We start from the raw sequence: 16,156 nt of genomic DNA on the forward strand, positions 1-16,156 counted from the left end.
GGGGATCGCGCGTGAAGTCTGTGTGGGTTAGAACGGGCGGGTTGACATCGGCTGCGGCGCTGCTTGCCCTGACGCTGGCCGGCTGCGCGGTGTTGGGCGGCAAGCCTGCTCCGCTCGACACCTTCGAACTGTCGGCGCCTTCGGTCGAGGCGCATGGCCACAGCCGCCGTCAGATCCTGATCGCCCAGCCCTCCGCGCTCAAGGCGCTGGACAGCCAGAACATCGTCATCAAGCCGTCGGATCGCTCGATCCAGTATCTCAAGGGCGCTCAATGGGCCGACCGGCTGCCGCTGATCGTGCAGGCGCGGCTGGCCGAGACGTTCCAGCGCTCGGGCAGCTTCGCCGGCGTCGGCAAGCCGGGCGAGGGCTTGGCGATCGACTACCAGGTAATCGTCGAGATCCGTTCCTTCGAGGTGCGCGTCGAGGGCGGCGAACATGCCGAGGTCGACCTGTTCGTGCGGATCCTGAACGACCGCAACGGCGAAGTCCGGGCCTCCAAGAGCTTTACGGCGACCGCACCCGTCTCGGGCAGCGGCAATCAAGGCTATGTCGGCGCGCTCGACGCGGCCTTCGGCGATGCGGCCAAACAGATCGTGCGCTGGACCGATTCGGCGATCTGAGCCGAAGCACTTAACGCTGCGGCGTTAAGGTAAGCGGATGGGGTCGTCATCTTGGCTGGCGGCAGTAACTGTCGACGCCGGCGCTGCCCCTCATTGCCCTGCCCGTCCTACGCAGCAGCTGCGGAGGGTGGACCGGGCATTTCTCCCCGTATAGTGACGGGGAGAAAGACGGCTGTCGCAGATGGTTTCGCCAACTGCCGGCGCTGCGGAACAGGCGCCGACGTCGCGGCCATCTGTCTTCTCCCCGTCCTGTACGGGGAGAAGGTGCCGGCAGGCGGATGAGGGGCAGCGCCGACTGATAATGTCCGATGCGCCTCACATCACTAGCTTGCTGGCCGGCAAATGAAAAAGGCGGGAAAATTTCCCGCCTTTTTGTCTTTGCCCTATCGCCTCATCACTGCAGGCGGCCGCTGGCGTGGGCGAGCATGGTGTAGACCTTGCCGGTGTCCGACGTCAGGTAGGTCTGCGCCATGATGTTGTCGCGGTCGTTGCGCGAGACATCCTTGAGCAGTTTCTCGAAGTCGTCGCAGTAGCGGTCGACGGCGGCGCGGAATTCGGCCTCGGCCTGATATTTGCGGCGGATCTCGTCGAACGTCTGCTGGCCCTTCAGCGTGTAGAGCCGGCGCGTGAACACGTCACGCTCGCCGCGCCGGTAGCGGTTCCACAACTCGATCGAGGCGTCGTGGTCGATGGCGCGCGCTATATCGACCGAGAGCGAGTTCAGCGATTCCACGACATGCAGCGGCGAACGCTGGGCAGGTGCGGCGCGCGGGGCTTCCGCGGGCGTTGCCGGCCTGGCGTCCTCTTCACGCGATGCCCCGCTCAGGAGATCGCGTACCCAGCCGCCCTGCGGCGTGCGGGCGCTGGTGTCGGCACGCGGGCGCGGTGCCGATTCGGCCGGACGCTCGATGTCGAGCGCGCCGCGCAGCGCGGTGCCGCCCAACGGCGCCTGAGGTGCGCGCAACTCCGGCTGCGGTGCCGCCGGAGCGCGGCGTGGGGGCTCGGCTGCGCGTGGGGCCGGCGCTTGCGGCGCCGGGCGCAGATTGCGGGGCTCGGAGCCTTCGCCGGTGCGGCCAGACTTGGCCACGATTTCCGAGAGCTCTTTCAAGGCGTTGATCTGCTCGGAAACGGCGCGGCGGATGGCCGAGGTCGATTCCTTTGCCTCTTCCGGCATCTCGATGACGCCCTTCTTGAGCTCGGCGCGGGTGAGGTCGAGTTCGCTCTTGATCGATCCCGCGGTGCGCCGCATCTCCTCGGTCGCGTCGGCAAAGCGCTTGGTTGCCGAATCGACGACATCGGTGATGGCGTTGCGGATCTTGTCGGCCGATTCCATCGTCTTGCCTTCGGCGTTCTGCAGCGTCTGGCCGACGAGGTTCTCGAACGAGCGCATGACCCGTTCGAGATCTTCCGACTTCTTGACCAGGCCGACGGCGAGGTCCTCGAGCGACGACTGCCTTTCGAGCGTGTGCTCGAGGTTGCTTTGGGCCGAGCTCAAGAGATCCGAGGCGCTGGCCAGCAGGCGGCTGTGCTCGTCGAACTTGGTGGCGATCGAAGCGACTTCGCGCAATGTCGACGACGACAGGTCGGTCAGCCTTGTCGTGTTCGAATCGACCAGGCGCGCCGAGCTGGCAAAGGTCTGCGCCGCCTTTTCGGTGGTGGCCGCGAAGCTCTGCGTGCTGCCGGTCAGGCGTTCGTCGACCTCGCCGAGGTTGACGGCGGCCTGCTCGATCAACTGACCGAGTTGCGCGCTGGACTTGGTCATGCGGCCGATAAGGTCGGCGACGCTGTCGGACAGAGACGAGCGGGCGCCTTCGACCGCCGACAGGGTCTCGGCCGTACGGCTGGCGAGCGCGTCGACAAGGGCCGCGTTCTCGCTGCGCAGCTTCTCGGTGGCGCGTTCGGTGACCTCTTCCATGCTCTTTTGCAGGTCCGAACCGCCCTGGGCAAAGCGCTCGACCAGGGGGCGGGCGGTTTCGTCCAGTATCTTCGACAGTTCGGCCGAACGCGTCGCGAGCATGGTGTTGAGCTCGCGCGTGTTGGCGCCAATGGTCTTGGCGGCGTCGTTGGTGCTCTGGCCGATGTGCTGGCCAACCGCGGTGAAGGTTTCGGCGATCACATTGGCGCGCGAGACGAGCTGTGCCTCGGCATTCGACACCTGCTCGTTGAGCTTCTGGCCCATCGTCTCGGCCGTGTAGGCGAGCCGGTTCTCGACGCCGGCGATCTGCTCCTCGACACGGGAGGCCGCGGCCGCCGCGCTCGACGCAAGCCGCTCGTCGGCGCCGGCAAGCGCCTGCTCGATCTCGCGGGCATGCACGGCCAGTTCCTGACCGGTCTGCCGCGCGCGGTCGGCGACCCTCTGCTCGGTGCTGGCGAAGGCGCCGACAATGGTCTCCGTGTGCTCGCCGATGGCCGAGGAACTGCTGGCGATGCGCGAGACCAGACGCTGATCGGCGTCGTCGAAGATGCGGCCGATTTCGGAAGCCCGCGACGAGAGTGCTTCCGAGCCCTCGGCGATGCGCGAGACCAACTGCTGATCGGCAGCATCGAAGATGCGGCCAAGGTCCGAGGCGCGCGCGGCGAGCGCTTCGGCCGATTCGCCGATGCGCACGCCGAGCCGCTGGTCGGCGCTTTCGAAATTGCGCAGGATGTCGCCGGCGCGGGCGGCCAGCGACTGTGCCGTTTCCACGGCCCGGGCAACCAGCTTCTGGTCGGCCGCGTCGAAGGTTCCGGCAATTTCGCTTGCTCGGGCGGCCAGGCGATCGGCGGTATCCTGGGCGCGGGCGGTCAATTGATCGGCCGTCTCCTGGGCGCGTGCGGCCAGCTTCTGATCCGCCGCATCGAAAGCGCCGGCGATCTGGCCCGCACGAGCGGCCAGCTGGTCGGCGGTTTCATGGGCGCGGGCCAGAAGCGAGTTGGAGGTGTCGTCCGCGCGGGCAAGCAAGGCGCTCGACGTGTCTTCCGCACGGGCGTGGAGGCGACGATCGGCCTCCTCGAAGGTACGGGCGATGTCTTCGGCCCTCGCCAGCAAGGCAGCCGACGTCTGTTCGGCGCGTTCGGCGATCTTGCGGTCGGCGTCGCTGAACGCCGCACCAGCCTGTTCGTGCAGCGCGCTGGTGACTTCCAGGACCTTTTCGCGCAAGGCGCCGGCAACGAAGACGGCGCTCTTTTCGAGCACGTTGCGGACGTTGTCGACGCCAGTCGAGAGCGCGCGCTCCATGGTGCCGGCGCGTTCCTCGATGATGCCGGTCTGACGGCTGAACGCCTGCTCGATCTTCTCGACATCGGCGGCGATCGCAGCGGAAATGTCGGTGCTCCTGGCCGCGATCTGGTCGATATGACCCGACAGCGAGCGGTCGACGTCCTTGCGGGTCTCGACAAGCTTGCCGAGATCGTCTTCCAGCGCGCGGCTCAGCATATCGCGGCCTTCGGCCAGCTTGCCGACATGTCCGGCGATGATTTCGTCCATATCGCCGCGGCTGGCGGAGAGCTTCTGCAGGTCGGCTTCCAGCGCGCGCCTGAGGATATCGCGGCCTTCCGCCAGTTTCTCGACTTGGCCGGCGACCAGCCCGTCGATGCTGGAACGGCTTTCGGCCAGCTTGGCAAGGTCGTCCTCGAGCGCTTGCGACAGCGTCGAGCGGTCCTGGACGAGGCGATCGGAATGGCTGTTGACGAGACCCCTGACGCTCTCGAGATCGGCTTCGAGAGACCGGGCGAACGCCGCCCGGTCGTCGACCAGCTTCTGCGACTGGTCGGCAACGGTGCTCTTGACCGCATTGAGATCGGCTTCCAGGGCACGCCGCAGGATGTCGCGGCCCTCGGCCAGCTTCTCGACCTGGCCGGCGACCAGTCCGTCGATGCTGGAACGGCTCTCGGCCAGTTTGGCGAGGTCGTCCTCCAGCGCCTTCGACAGGGTCGAACGATCCTCAACCAGCCTGTTCATATGATCGGCGATCACGCTATTCACGTTTTGCAGGTCGGCTTCCAGCACACGCGAAAGCTGTCCGCGATCCTCGGCCAGCTTTTCCGACTGACTCGATATGACCCCCTTGATCGTGTTGAGGTCGGATTCCAGCGCGCGCTTCAGGATATCGCGGCCCTCGGCCAGCTTCTCGACCTGGCCGGCGACCAGGCCGTCGATGCTCGATCTGCTTTCGGCGAGCTTGGCAAGGTCCGCCTCGAGCGTCTGCGACAGCAGGCTACGGTCCTCGGCCAGCCGTCCTGCATGGCCCTCGATCAGGCCGCGTATGCCGGACAGGTCTTGATCGAGCGAGTTGGACAGCTGCGTCCGGTCGTTCGCCAGCGTGGCGGAATGGCTCTCGATAAGGCTCTTGATGCCGACAATGTCGTTTTCCAACGCCTTGGCGAGCACGGCGCGGCCCTCGGCGATCTTCTCGACCTGGTCGGCGACGAGGCCGTCGATGCTGGCACGGCTGTCGGACAGCTTGCCGAGATCGGCTTCCAGCGCGCGCGACAGGATGTTGCGGCCCTCGGCAAGCTTGCCGACGTGTCCGGCGACCATTTCGTCAATGATCGTACGGGCTTGCACCAATTTTCCAGAGTCTTCGTTAAGGGCTTGCGAAAGCCTGTTGCGGCCTTCCTCCAGCCTTTCGAGATGGCTGCCCAGCGATGCGTCGATGGCCGCGCGCGATTCATTGACCTTGCGCAGATCCTCTTCAAGCGCGCGCGAGATCAGGTTGCGGCCTTCGGCCAGCTTCTGCACCTGGTTCGTCACCGCTTCATCGATGCCGGCGCGGCCCTCGGCGAATTTTGCCAGATCCGCCTGCATGGCGGTCGCCATGCGCTCGCTGCTCTCGGACAGCTTGCGGCTGTGGTTTTCGACAGCTTCCTCGATGCCGGCGCGGGCATCGGCCAGCCGCTGGATGTCGGCGTCGAAGGAGCGCGACACGACATGACGCGCCGCTTCCATACGCCCGGCGAAGTCGCCGGCGCGGGCTTCCAGCATGGACGAAGTCGAGGTGACGATGTCGGCCATGTCGGCGCCGATCTGGGTCTTGCCCTGATCGATCATCGCGGACAGCGTATCCTTGCTTTCGGCGAAGGTGTGGGCGATCTCGCGGGCGCGCTCGACCAGCGTCTCGTTGATCTGGCGAGCACGGGCCTCGAGTGCGGCGTTAAGCTTCTGCGTGCCGGTGTCCAGCGCCTCGGCGCGGGTCTGGAATTCGCTGATCAGCGCCTGGCCGCGTTCGGCGAGCGTGCGCTCGATGCCATTGAGGCTGGCTTCGAATTCGGAATTCAGGGTACGCGCGGCGCCGCCAAGCAGCGACACCATGCCGGTGGTGCGATCGTCGAGGAGGTCGGTCAGCGACCGGGTCAGGCCGTCCGTCGTGTCCGTCAGCTTGGCAATGCGCGTGTCGAGAAGGCTCGCGAAGGCTTCGCCCGAGGTCGAAAGCCTGTCGGTGATGTTGTCGAGCCGGCCCTCCACCGAATCGAAGATCGACATCGAGCTTTCATTGATGCGGTCGATGAGCGTGTCGCCGGAATTGGTAATGGTCATCGACAGCTTGGTCGATGCGTTGAGAATGCTGTCGCGGATGATGTCGCTGGCAGCGCCGATTTCGTCCTTCAGCGTTTCATGCGCGCCGGAGATCGAGGCGCGGACCCGCTCGGCATGGCTGACGACAGCCTCACGCTCGCTGCCCAACCCGTCGACCAGCGAACGGATGCGGTTCTCGTTTTCCGAATAGGAGCGCTCGATCTGGTTGACCTCGCTGTGGACCAGCGTTTCCAGCTCCACGGCGCGGGCAAGCGTGCGTTCGATGCCTTCACCCATGGCCGCGACCTCGCGGCGAACAGCCTGGCCGATCATCATGACGCGGTCCTGGGCGAGGTTTTCCGGCTCGGTCAGGCGGAACGCCACCTCCGTCATCGACTGCGCGGCAATGCGCATGTCCTGGGCGCGGCGGATCATCGTGGCGAAGGCCCAGAACAGGATGACCGGCACGATCGCCGCGACCGCCAGGCCGATCAGCTCGGGACGGGCGAAGAACTGGTCGAGCGTGCGGATATTCCAGATGCTCGGTCCGAAAAGCAGGTTGGCCAATCCGCCGGCGCCCGCGATCCAGGCGAGCGAGACAAAGGCGATGACCCAGTAGATGGTGTTGGAGGCACGCCTGTTGAGGCTGTGCAGGAGCGTCTTGTAATCTTTCTGGCGATCGTCGTTCGCCGGCGCGAAGCCCGCGGGCTGGGAGCCATTGCGCGTTTCCACGGGGCGCAGCTCTGCCTGCTTGGCCTTCGGCGCGGGTTTCGCGGCCTGGGTTTGGTTGAAGGCCTGCGCTTGATTGGCTGCGGGAGCCGGCGTCTGGTTGCGTCCCTCGCGTGCCAGCTCGTCGGCGGCCTGGGATATCTGCGCCTCCAGATCTTCCATCGAAGCCGCGATATCGAGATCGCCGCTTCCGACGTCGCCGCCGAGGTCGATATCGAGCGCCTTTTCCAGTTCCCTGGCCACGTCGCTGTCGAGATTTCTGGTCGTCGTTGTTTTCTTCGCCATGCCTTCGCTACCCTGTACTAAGCTGCCGCGGTCTTATGATTCTGGTTCTCGATGCCCGCTCGCAGGAGGCTGAAAATGGACCCTCGTATCGTAATGACACAGGGGGGTAAAGAAAACATGCATTCCTCGGGATACGTAAAACTTTAAATATAAGGTTAACGGAAGCGTGATTCCTCCGCCGTTTTCGCAACATTTTTCCGGGCCATCCATTAACCCGTTGTCCATTGGATTCGCCTAGCTTTTCAGGGCGGCCGAAGAAAAACGGAGTTCGAGTTCATGCGTGGCGAAAGCGGCATTGCCTTCTCAATGCCCGGGGGCGACGTATCGGGAACCAGGCGGTCCCGGCCTGTCGATTTGGCACACCTTGCCCGGCAGACGATGGGCGACCGCAGCCTCGAGCAGGAGGTGCTGGCGCTGTTTGTACAGCAGGCGCTGTCGGTGCGCGACAGAATAGTCGATGCCGATACCAAGGACCGGCTGCTCCTGGCGCATAGTCTGAAGGGGTCGGCTCGCGGCGTCGGCGCCTTCGCCATCGCCGATTGCGCCAGCGAGATCGAACGGCAGCCGGAAGACGGCCAGACGCTCAAGCGGCTTGGTGTGCTGATCGACGAAGTGCGCGATTTCATCGCGGCCATCAGCCGCTGATCCCGGTTTGTGGAAAAACGTCACACAGCGGCGCTTTCGCGCGGCAGTTGACTTGTCTGCCGGAGTGATTATCTCGGCTGCAACTCCCTCAGGTGACAAATGACCAAGCTGACCTTCATTGCCCATGACGGCACACATTTCGACGTGGATGCCGAAAACGGCTCGACGGTCATGGAAAACGCCATCCGCAACGCCGTGCCGGGCATAGAGGCGGAGTGCGGCGGCGCCTGCGCCTGCGCGACCTGCCATGTCTATGTCGACGAGGCGTGGACGGCGGAGGTTGGCGAGCCGGAAGCGATGGAAGAGGACATGCTGGACTTCGCCTACGAGGTCCAGCCGAACTCGCGGCTGTCCTGCCAGATCAAGGTGCGCGACGCGCTTGATGGCCTCGTCGTGCGGGTGCCCGAGCGCCAAGGCTGAAAAGTCGATTTTACCCAGGGCAACGAATCCGGGTTAACGGTTCTTCGGGGCCTTCGCCGGCGCGCTGTTGATCGAGCATTGAAACGGAAAACCCGCCTATGCGGCGGGCCCCTGGCGCAACTCAGCACCATAAATAAATATCTACCATAGCTGCACTCACCCTGTCAAGAAAAAATTCCTATCACCGATAGCTGCCGGCACAGCGGACTGGCCGTCGCCAGCCTTGTAACCCGAATCGGGAGCCCCGGATTTTTGCCGCTGCCGCTTGGCAGCGGGCCGGTGGTCATGCAGTCTCACGCCAACGCAGCAGCGAGGCACACAGCATGACCGGCATCATCAGCACAGACGTCCTCATTGTCGGGGCAGGGCCGGTCGGCCTGTTCGCCGTGTTCGAGCTCGGCCTGTTCGACATGAAGTGCCACCTGATCGACATCCTCGATCGGCCCGGCGGCCAATGCGCGGAACTTTATCCGGAAAAGCCGATCTACGACATTCCGGGCTGGCCTTCGATCTCGGCGCAGGGGCTGGTCGACAAGCTGCTCGAGCAGATCGCGCCGTTCAAGCCTGAATTCACCTACAACCGCATGGTTTCCAGTCTGGAGAAACTGGAGGACGGCAGCTTCCGCGTCACCACCGACGAGAACGAAGTGTTCGAGGCCAAGGTGGTGGTGATCGCCGCCGGCGGCGGCTCCTTCCAGCCGAAACGCCCGCCGATCCCAGGCATCGAACCTTATGAAGGCAAGAGCGTGTTTTATTCGGTGCGCAGGATGGAGGATTTTCGCGGCCACGATCTGGTCATTGTCGGCGGCGGCGATTCAGCCCTCGACTGGACGCTGAACCTGCAGCCGGTGGCAAGGAGCGTGACGCTGGTCCACCGGCGGCCCGAATTCCGTGCGGCGCCCGACAGCGTCAACAAGATGTATGCCATGCACGAGATGAAGCAGTTGGGGTTCCAGGTCGGACAGGTGACCGGGCTGGCAGGCGCCGAAGGCCAGCTGTCGTCAGCCGTTATCAAGGGGCCAGACGGCGACGTCGAGGTGCCTTGCACCCGCATGCTGCCGTTCTTCGGCCTGACCATGAAGCTCGGGCCGATCGCCAAATGGGGGCTTAATCTTCACGAGAACCTCATTCCGGTCGATACCGAGAAGTTCCAGACGTCGGTGCCCGGCATCTTCGCGGTCGGCGACATCAACTGGTATCCCGGCAAGCTGAAGCTGATCCTGTCGGGTTTCCACGAGGTGGCGCTGATGGCCCAGGCCGCCAAGCGCATCATCAGCCCCGGCGAGCGCATCATCTTCCAGTACACGACCTCGTCGACCAGCCTGCAGAAGAAGCTCGGCGTGGTGGAAGCCTCTTAACGCCGTTCACCGTTCCTAGTCCGCCAGCACCGGAGCCTCGGGGTGGCCGCGCAGCGGCTTTTCCGGCATCAGCCCGAGCGCGACGAGCGCCAGGAGCAACATTGCGGCCGCGACCAGGAAGATCATGACGAACGCAGGGGCCTCGGCGGTGGCGCTGACCGCCTGAGCGCCTTCGCCGGCCAGCGGCAGGCCGTAGCCAAGCGCGACCGCGCCGAGGATGGCGACCCCGAGCGCGCTGCCCAACGAGCGCAGGAAAGTCAGGACGCCGGTGGCGACGCCGAGATGAGCCTGATCGACGGCGTTCTGAACCGACACGGTGGCAACCGGAAACGTCGTGCCGCTGCCCAGGCCGATGCAGGTCGTCAGGATCTCGACGACCAGCAGCGAGGCATGTCCCGCCACCAGGCTGAGCACGCCGAGACAGAGAATGGCGAAGATCATGCCTGCCATGGCGATCCGCTTGTAGTGAAAGAAACGCGGAAGCGTGCGGCCGCTGAACGTCGCGCCGGCAACCGTGCCAAGCATGAGCCCCAGCATGGCGGTTCCCGATTCGCTTGCCGAAAGCCCGAGAACCGACTGCAGGTAAACCGGCAGGTAGACCGCGAGGCCGATACTGGCGGCCTGCAGCAGAAACATCGACAGCGTGCCGGCAAGAACGATCGGGTTGCCGAGCACCTCGAGCGAGATCAGCGGCTCGGCGGCACGCAACAGCCGCAGCGCAAAGGCGCTCCAGATGACCGCCGAACAGGCGAGCAGCCCGAGGATTTCGCGCGACAGCCACGGATATGTGCTGCCGCCCCAGTTCAGCGCCAGCAACAGCAAGGCGGTGGCCGCGACCAGCAGCAATGCGCCGAGCCCGTCGATGCGGTGGTGTCTCGCGACGACCGGCAGCTTCTTCAGCGGCTTGTTGATGATGGCCATGGCGAAGAGGCCAAGCGGGATGTTGATCCAGAAGATAAGCGACCAGTGCAGATGCTCGGCGAAGGTGCCGCCCAGAAGCGGGCCGGCGATGCTGGCGACCGCCCAGGTGCCCGCGATCCAGGCCGCGTAGCGCGCGCGCTCGCGCGGCGGCACGAGGTCGCCGATCACCGTCTGCGCCAGTGCAAACAGGCCACCGCCACCGGCGCCCTGGATTGCGCGGCCGACGACCAGTACCAGCATGTTCGGCGCCATGGCACTGACCAGGGATCCGGCAAGAAAGATGAGGATCGCTGCGTAAATCGTTGGGCGGCGGCCATAAACGTCCGAGATCTTGCCGTAGAGCGGCGCCATGGCCGTGGCGGTCAGCAGGTAGCCGGTCACGATCCAGGGCAGATATTCCGCATGGCCGAGCAGGCGCGCCATCGTCGGCATTGCCGGCGCGACGATGGTTTGATCAAGCGCGGCCAGAAGCATCGACAAGAGGACGCCGCCGATGATGGCGTTCTTTTCGCTTTCGCTGAGCGGCGCGTCGGTTTTCACCGTCGTCTGCCTGTCGACAGTCTGGTCCATGTTCATTCATCCGTATGTGAGCGGCCTGGCCGGCGCCATTCGGCCGTTGCGGTGCGTTGATGGCCGCAGTGATGTTTCGAAGCTCGCCACGGCGAACTCGACATATGTCGTGCCGTATAGGCCGATTTCGACCGGCGCTCGAAAATTTTTCGAATCTGGCACTATGTTTCGGCGCAATTGGCCCGGACCGGGAAAATTCGGCGACGTTCAGGCCGGCGGCAATTGGCCATTGTCGATGCGCTGCATTCGGTAGCGCAGGAGCCGCAGGATGCGGCTTTCGAAATTGACGCTTTCGACGCGGTCGAACTGCAGCTGGGCGCGATCATGCCGGGCGAGAATGGCGGCGGTGATCCCGGCTGCCTTGGCTTTCGCCGCATCGCAATCCTTCTGCGGGTAGGTCGCCTTCAATGCGTCCTCTAGGTCGCGGGCGTGATTCTTGGCGATCTCGACATGGCGCTCCTCGTGGCGCTTGATGTCGGCCGACAACGTGTCCCAGAACAGCCTCACATCGGCATCGGCCTTGCGCGGGCGGCGCCATTGGGGGAGGATCACCTTGACCTTGAGGGTCACGACGGCATCCGCGATCCGGCAGGAGCCGGACTGCCCGGCGTAGCTGATGCGGGTGGTGAAGGCCATCTGGGTGGCGCCGGGATGGCGCGAGCCCGTGCTTTTGACCTGCGGCCCGTGTTTGGAGAGTTGCGTCTCGATATCGTCGAGCGTGCGGCCGCCGACGGCGAAGTAACTGTACGTCTTGACGAGATTGGCCGCGCCCGCCGGAAGCGAGGTCGCGGCAAGCAGCAGCGCACAGAGCAGGGGTGTTTTCATACCGAGCATGGATGGCTTCATGATGTTGCCTCTTAGACCACCTTGCTTTACGGCCGTTGCCGGCGCAACGGAATTGATCCGCAGCGGATCACACACGGTTGATAAGCCTCATGGTTGACGTGCCCCATGGTTGACGAACAATGACGGCGAGGCGGTGGCACCTGGCGCATGGGCGCCATCTCGACCTTGGCAAGGCCGTGGTCGTCGGCATCCTCAATGTCACGCCCGACAGCTTTTCCGACGGCGGCCTGTTCGATGCACCCGAAAGGGCGCTTGTCCAGGCGCGCCGCATGATCGACGAAGGGGCATTGATCGTCGACGTCGGCGGCGAATCGACCCGCCCGGGCGCCACCGTCCTGTCAGCCAGCGAGGAGCAGGCCCGTATCCTGCCCGTGATCGAGGCGCTGGCGAGCGCCGGCGACGTGCTGATTTCCGTCGATACCTATCGCGCGGACACCGCGCGGCTCGCCGTCGCAGCCGGCGCCCATATCGTCAACGACGTCTGGGGGCTGCAACGCGAGCCCGATATTGCGCGGGTCGCCGCCGATACAGGCGCCGGGCTTGTCATCATGCATACCGGACGGGATCGCCAGAAGCTGCCGGACGTGATCGCCGATCAGTTGGCGTTCCTGGGCAAATCGCTGGAAATCGCCCACGCGAACGGCGTCGCGGACAGTCGTATCGTGCTCGATCCCGGCTTTGGCTTCGCCAAGGAAACGGCGGCTGAAAACCTCGACCTGATGGCACGGTTTTCCGAACTCGGTACGCTCGATTTTCCCCTGATGGCCGGCACTTCGCGGAAACGTTTCATCGGCACCGTCACCGGCCGCGATGCGGCCGACAGGGGCGTCGGGACGGCTGCGACAAGCGTCATCCTCAGGCTCAAGGGCGCGCATCTGTTTCGCGTCCACGATGTCGCAATCAACGTGGACGCGCTGGCCGTGGCGGATGCTATGCTGGCACGGGAAACCGCCAGACCGGGACGCTGAGCCATGTATGTCATCCGCTTGAAGAATTGCGCCTTCTTTGCCCGGCACGGCGTGCTGGACGAGGAGGAGACGCTCGGCCAGCGTTTCTATGTCGATGCGGTGCTCACCGTCGAACCCGGACGGGCGCTTGTCGATGACGCCATCCAGGAAACCGTCAATTACGGCGTCGCCTTCGCCGTGATCGAGAAAATCATCACCGGCGAACGGCGCTTCCTGATCGAGGCGCTGGCGCTGGAGGTGGCAAAGGCGCTGACGTCGCATTTTCCCCAGATACGGAAGGCCGAAATCACCGTGCGCAAGCCGAATGCACCCGTGCCCGGCGTGCTCGATTACGTCGAGGTGACCGTTGTCTGGCCGGAATAACACCGTTTACCTCAGCCTTGGCGGCAATCTCGGCGATCCGGCGGCCTCGATGGCTGCAGCACTGCGTCTGCTCGACGCCGATGCCGGTACGAGCGTTGCCGCCGTCTCTTCGCTCTACCGCACGCCGCCGTGGGGCAAGCTCGACCAGCCGGATTTTCTCAACGCCGCCGCCGAATTGTCGACGAGGCTCTCGCCACGGGCGCTACTTGATCTCTGCCTCGAGGCGGAGCGCAAGTTGAAGCGGGTGCGCGAGGAGCGCTGGGGGCCGCGCCTGATCGACATCGACATTCTGGTGTTCGGCAACCGCGTCATTCACGAGACCGGACTGGAGGTGCCGCATCCGCGCATGCTGGAGCGCGCCTTCGTGCTGGCTCCGCTGGCCGAGATCGCGCCTGATCTCGCGGTCGGGGGCCGAAGCGTGTCGGAGCGCCTGGGCGCCGTCGACGCGGCCGGCATCGAGCGGCTGCCATCCGGCCGCGACTGGTGGCGGCGGTAGCCCGGCAGCCAGGACATCAGCCGGAAAAGCCGCCCTCGTCCAGGAACACCTTCTCCTCCGGCGTCGTATCGCGGCCGAGCATCTTGTTGCGATGCGGAAAGCGGCCGAAACGCTGGATGATGTCGCGGTGCTCTTCGGCGTATTTGAGGTAGTCCGGTGCCCTGGCCGCGGTGAGTTCCACGGACGTTTCCTGATCGGCGAGCAGCTCGGAATGTTCGAACGGCAGATACAGGAACACGCGGATTTCCGGTGCGAGCAACAGATCCTGGCCGGCCAAGACCGCTTTGCGGGCGAAATGCCTGGCCAGCGGGTCGGTGGCGTACATATGGCCGGTGCCGCGAAAGCAGTTCCGCGGAAACTGGTCGAGCAGGATCATCAGCGCCAGCGAGCCTTCGGCATGGTCCGACCAGTCGTCGCATTGCCGCCGCGCGGCGTCGTAATGCAGCTCGAGGAAGCCGGTGCGGAAATCGGCATCGAAAGCGTCGTTCTTTTCGAACCATGCATCCTCGCCGGCATCACGCCAGAATTTGGTGACCGAGAGGGCTCTGCTGTCCAATTTCATGCGTTCCTCGTCAGTCCGTGGGCTTGGATTTGTGCAGCACGCCGGCCGTCTCTTCGTTGAGCGCCTGGCCAGGGCGACGCGGCGTGGACAGCGGCGTCGGAATAGGCGTGCCGATATTGCCCTTCAGGAAGCGCTGTCCGGCGCGGACGCCTTCGGCGAGTTGCGTCTCGAAACGGGCGGTGTCGCGGCGCCGCACGTCCTCGATCACTTCGGCGACCTCTTCCGGATCGACGCCAAACGATTCCAGGGCCGAGCCGCCGAAAACCAGCGCCGACTCGAAGGTTTCGCGCAGCTGGAAGTCGACGCCGACGCGAATGAGCTGCAGCGCGGTGCCGCGGTCGAAAGCCCGTGCGAGCACCGTAAGCAGAGGAAACTCGGCCTTGACCAGCTGGGCGATGCGGACGGCCACATCGGGCTTGTCGACACAGATCAGCACCGCACGCGCCCGGCCGGCGCCGGCGGCATGCAGGATATCCAGGCGCGTGCCGTCGCCATAATAGACCTTGAAACCGAAATCGGCGGCCGCCTGGATCATTTCGACCTCGTTGTCGATGATCGACACATCGATGCCGCGCAGCAGCAGCGGCTGGCTGGCAATCTGGCCGAAGCGGCCGAAACCGATGATCAGCACACTGCCGGTAAGGCCGTCGGCGACGTCGACACCTTCAAGCGACTGCTCGTCGCGCGGCGTGAGATAGCGCAACGCGACGATCGCCAGTGGCGTCAGCACCATGGAGATGATGACGATCGCGGTCAGCGTCGCGTTGCCCTGGCTGTCGATGATGCCGACGGAAGCGGCTGCGGAATAGAGGACGAAGGCGAATTCGCCGCCCTGCGCCATGAAGACGGCGCGTTCCAGCGCTTCACGGTGGCCGGTTTTCAGGATGCGGGCGACGATGTAGATGCCGAGCGCTTTCATCACCATGTAGGCGACGACATAGACGGCGATCAGCTTCCAGTTCTCGGCGACTATGTGCAGGTCGAGCGACATGCCGACGGCGAGGAAGAACAGGCCGAGCAGGATGCCGCGGAACGGTTCGATGTCGGCCTCCAGTTGATGGCGGAAGGTCGATTCGGACAGAAGCACACCGGCGAGGAAAGCGCCCATCGCCATCGACAGGCCGCTGAGCTGCATGGCGAGCGCCGATCCGAGCACGACCAGAAGCGCTGCGGCCGTCATTACTTCGCGGGCGCGGGCATCGGCAAGGATGCGGAAGAACGGATTGAGCAGATAACGTCCGGCCACCACCAGCCCGACGATGGCGGCCAGGCCGATGCCGACCTCGGTCAAGCGCTCCGACAGGCTCGTATCGGCGCCGCCGGGTGCCAGGAAGGCGATCAGGGCCAGCAGCGGCACGATCGCGAGGTCTTCCAGCAAGAGGATGGAGACGATGCGCTGGCCCTTGGGCGAGGCGATTTCGCCGCGCTCCTCGAGAAGCTGCATGACGATCGCCGTCGAGGTCAGCACGAAACCTGCACCGGCGACGAAGGACTGCGAGATGGGAAATCCTCCCGCCATGCCGACACCGGTCAGCAGGACAGCGCAGACGCCGACCTGCAAGGCACCGAGGCCAAAGATCTCCCGGCGCAGGCCCCACAGCCGAGACGGCTGCATTTCCAGCCCGATGATGAACAGGAACATCACGACGCCCAGCTCGGCGACATGAAGAATGGCTTCCGATTCGGAAAAGATGCGCAGGCCGAAGGGGCCGATCACCACCCCGGCCGCCAGGTAGCCGAGAATCGAGCCGAGACCCATGCGCTTGAAGATGGGAACGGCGACGACACCCGCGGCGAGCAGCGCCACCACCTGAACCAGATCGCTGCCTGATGCCTCTACCGCCATGCCTCTTTTCCCTATGTCCGACAGCACTCCTTG

12 protein-coding genes are annotated in these 16,156 nt (G+C 64.8%); 7 read left to right on the top strand and 5 right to left on the bottom strand.

Annotated elements, in window-relative coordinates:
* The first annotated feature begins 11 nt into the window (after window positions 1-11).
* A complete protein-coding gene (locus NKJ26_RS00230) occupies window positions 12-620 on the top strand; it encodes an ABC-type transport auxiliary lipoprotein family protein (protein ID WP_502899486.1) in 609 nt (202 codons plus the stop codon).
* 394 nt (window positions 621-1,014) lie between these two features.
* On the opposite strand, the gene NKJ26_RS00235 is transcribed toward NKJ26_RS00230, so the two are convergent.
* Window positions 1,015-7,128: an apolipoprotein A-IV repeat region-like domain-containing protein gene (locus NKJ26_RS00235; protein WP_352692849.1), complete on the bottom strand. Its 6,114-nt coding sequence runs from the start codon at window positions 7,126-7,128 to the stop codon at window positions 1,015-1,017.
* Window positions 7,129-7,404: 276 nt separating this feature from the next.
* Here NKJ26_RS00235 and NKJ26_RS00240 point away from each other — a divergent pair, with 276 nt between their 5' ends.
* The 3 genes from NKJ26_RS00240 (at window position 7,405) to NKJ26_RS00250 (ending at window position 9,551) form a co-directional block, all read left to right on the top strand.
* Window positions 7,405-7,773 carry an Hpt domain-containing protein gene (locus tag NKJ26_RS00240; protein WP_352599172.1) on the top strand — a complete coding sequence of 123 codons (369 nt, stop codon included), beginning with the start codon at window positions 7,405-7,407 and terminating at the stop codon, window positions 7,771-7,773.
* 99 nt (window positions 7,774-7,872) lie between these two features.
* On the top strand, window positions 7,873-8,193 hold the full coding sequence (locus NKJ26_RS00245; protein ID WP_013895257.1) for a 2Fe-2S iron-sulfur cluster-binding protein: 321 nt from the start codon (window positions 7,873-7,875) through the stop codon (window positions 8,191-8,193).
* Between the two features lie 323 nt (window positions 8,194-8,516).
* Window positions 8,517-9,551: an NAD(P)/FAD-dependent oxidoreductase gene (locus NKJ26_RS00250; protein ID WP_352692851.1), complete on the top strand. Its 1,035-nt coding sequence runs from the start codon at window positions 8,517-8,519 to the stop codon at window positions 9,549-9,551.
* A gap of 15 nt (window positions 9,552-9,566) precedes the next feature.
* On the opposite strand, the gene NKJ26_RS00255 is transcribed toward NKJ26_RS00250, so the two are convergent.
* Window positions 9,567-11,042 (bottom strand): MDR family MFS transporter, encoded by a 1,476-nt coding sequence (locus tag NKJ26_RS00255; RefSeq protein WP_352692853.1) that lies wholly within the window; start codon window positions 11,040-11,042, stop codon window positions 9,567-9,569.
* A 207-nt stretch (window positions 11,043-11,249) separates the two neighbouring features.
* Complete coding sequence (locus tag NKJ26_RS00260) at window positions 11,250-11,867, bottom strand: DUF922 domain-containing Zn-dependent protease (RefSeq protein ID WP_352693290.1); 618 nt, start codon at window positions 11,865-11,867, stop codon at window positions 11,250-11,252.
* A gap of 140 nt (window positions 11,868-12,007) precedes the next feature.
* Here NKJ26_RS00260 and folP point away from each other — a divergent pair, with 140 nt between their 5' ends.
* The 3 genes from folP to folK are packed head-to-tail and all read left to right on the top strand — an operon-like array spanning window position 12,008 to window position 13,715.
* Window positions 12,008-12,856 carry a dihydropteroate synthase gene (folP, locus tag NKJ26_RS00265; protein WP_352692855.1) on the top strand — a complete coding sequence of 283 codons (849 nt, stop codon included), beginning with the start codon at window positions 12,008-12,010 and terminating at the stop codon, window positions 12,854-12,856.
* Between the two features lie 3 nt (window positions 12,857-12,859).
* The gene (folB, locus tag NKJ26_RS00270) at window positions 12,860-13,219 is read left to right on the top strand and encodes a dihydroneopterin aldolase (RefSeq protein WP_027025200.1); all 360 of its coding nucleotides are present in this window, start codon (window positions 12,860-12,862) and stop codon (window positions 13,217-13,219) included.
* The gene (gene folK, locus NKJ26_RS00275; RefSeq protein ID WP_352692858.1) at window positions 13,203-13,715 is read left to right on the top strand and encodes a 2-amino-4-hydroxy-6-hydroxymethyldihydropteridine diphosphokinase; all 513 of its coding nucleotides are present in this window, start codon (window positions 13,203-13,205) and stop codon (window positions 13,713-13,715) included. Before folB ends, folK begins: the two co-directional genes overlap by 17 nt.
* Before the next feature lie 16 nt (window positions 13,716-13,731).
* Here folK and NKJ26_RS00280 read toward each other — a convergent pair whose 3' ends face one another.
* Both NKJ26_RS00280 and NKJ26_RS00285 read right to left on the bottom strand, forming a co-directional pair.
* A complete protein-coding gene (locus tag NKJ26_RS00280) occupies window positions 13,732-14,277 on the bottom strand; it encodes a DUF924 family protein (RefSeq protein WP_352692859.1) in 546 nt (181 codons plus the stop codon).
* A 10-nt stretch (window positions 14,278-14,287) separates the two neighbouring features.
* The gene (locus NKJ26_RS00285) at window positions 14,288-16,123 is read right to left on the bottom strand and encodes a monovalent cation:proton antiporter-2 (CPA2) family protein (protein ID WP_352692861.1); all 1,836 of its coding nucleotides are present in this window, start codon (window positions 16,121-16,123) and stop codon (window positions 14,288-14,290) included.
* Between the last annotated feature and the right edge of the window lie 33 nt (window positions 16,124-16,156).

It is taken from the genome of Mesorhizobium sp. M0152, assembly GCF_040322415.1.
Lineage (GTDB): Bacteria > Pseudomonadota > Alphaproteobacteria > Rhizobiales > Rhizobiaceae > Mesorhizobium.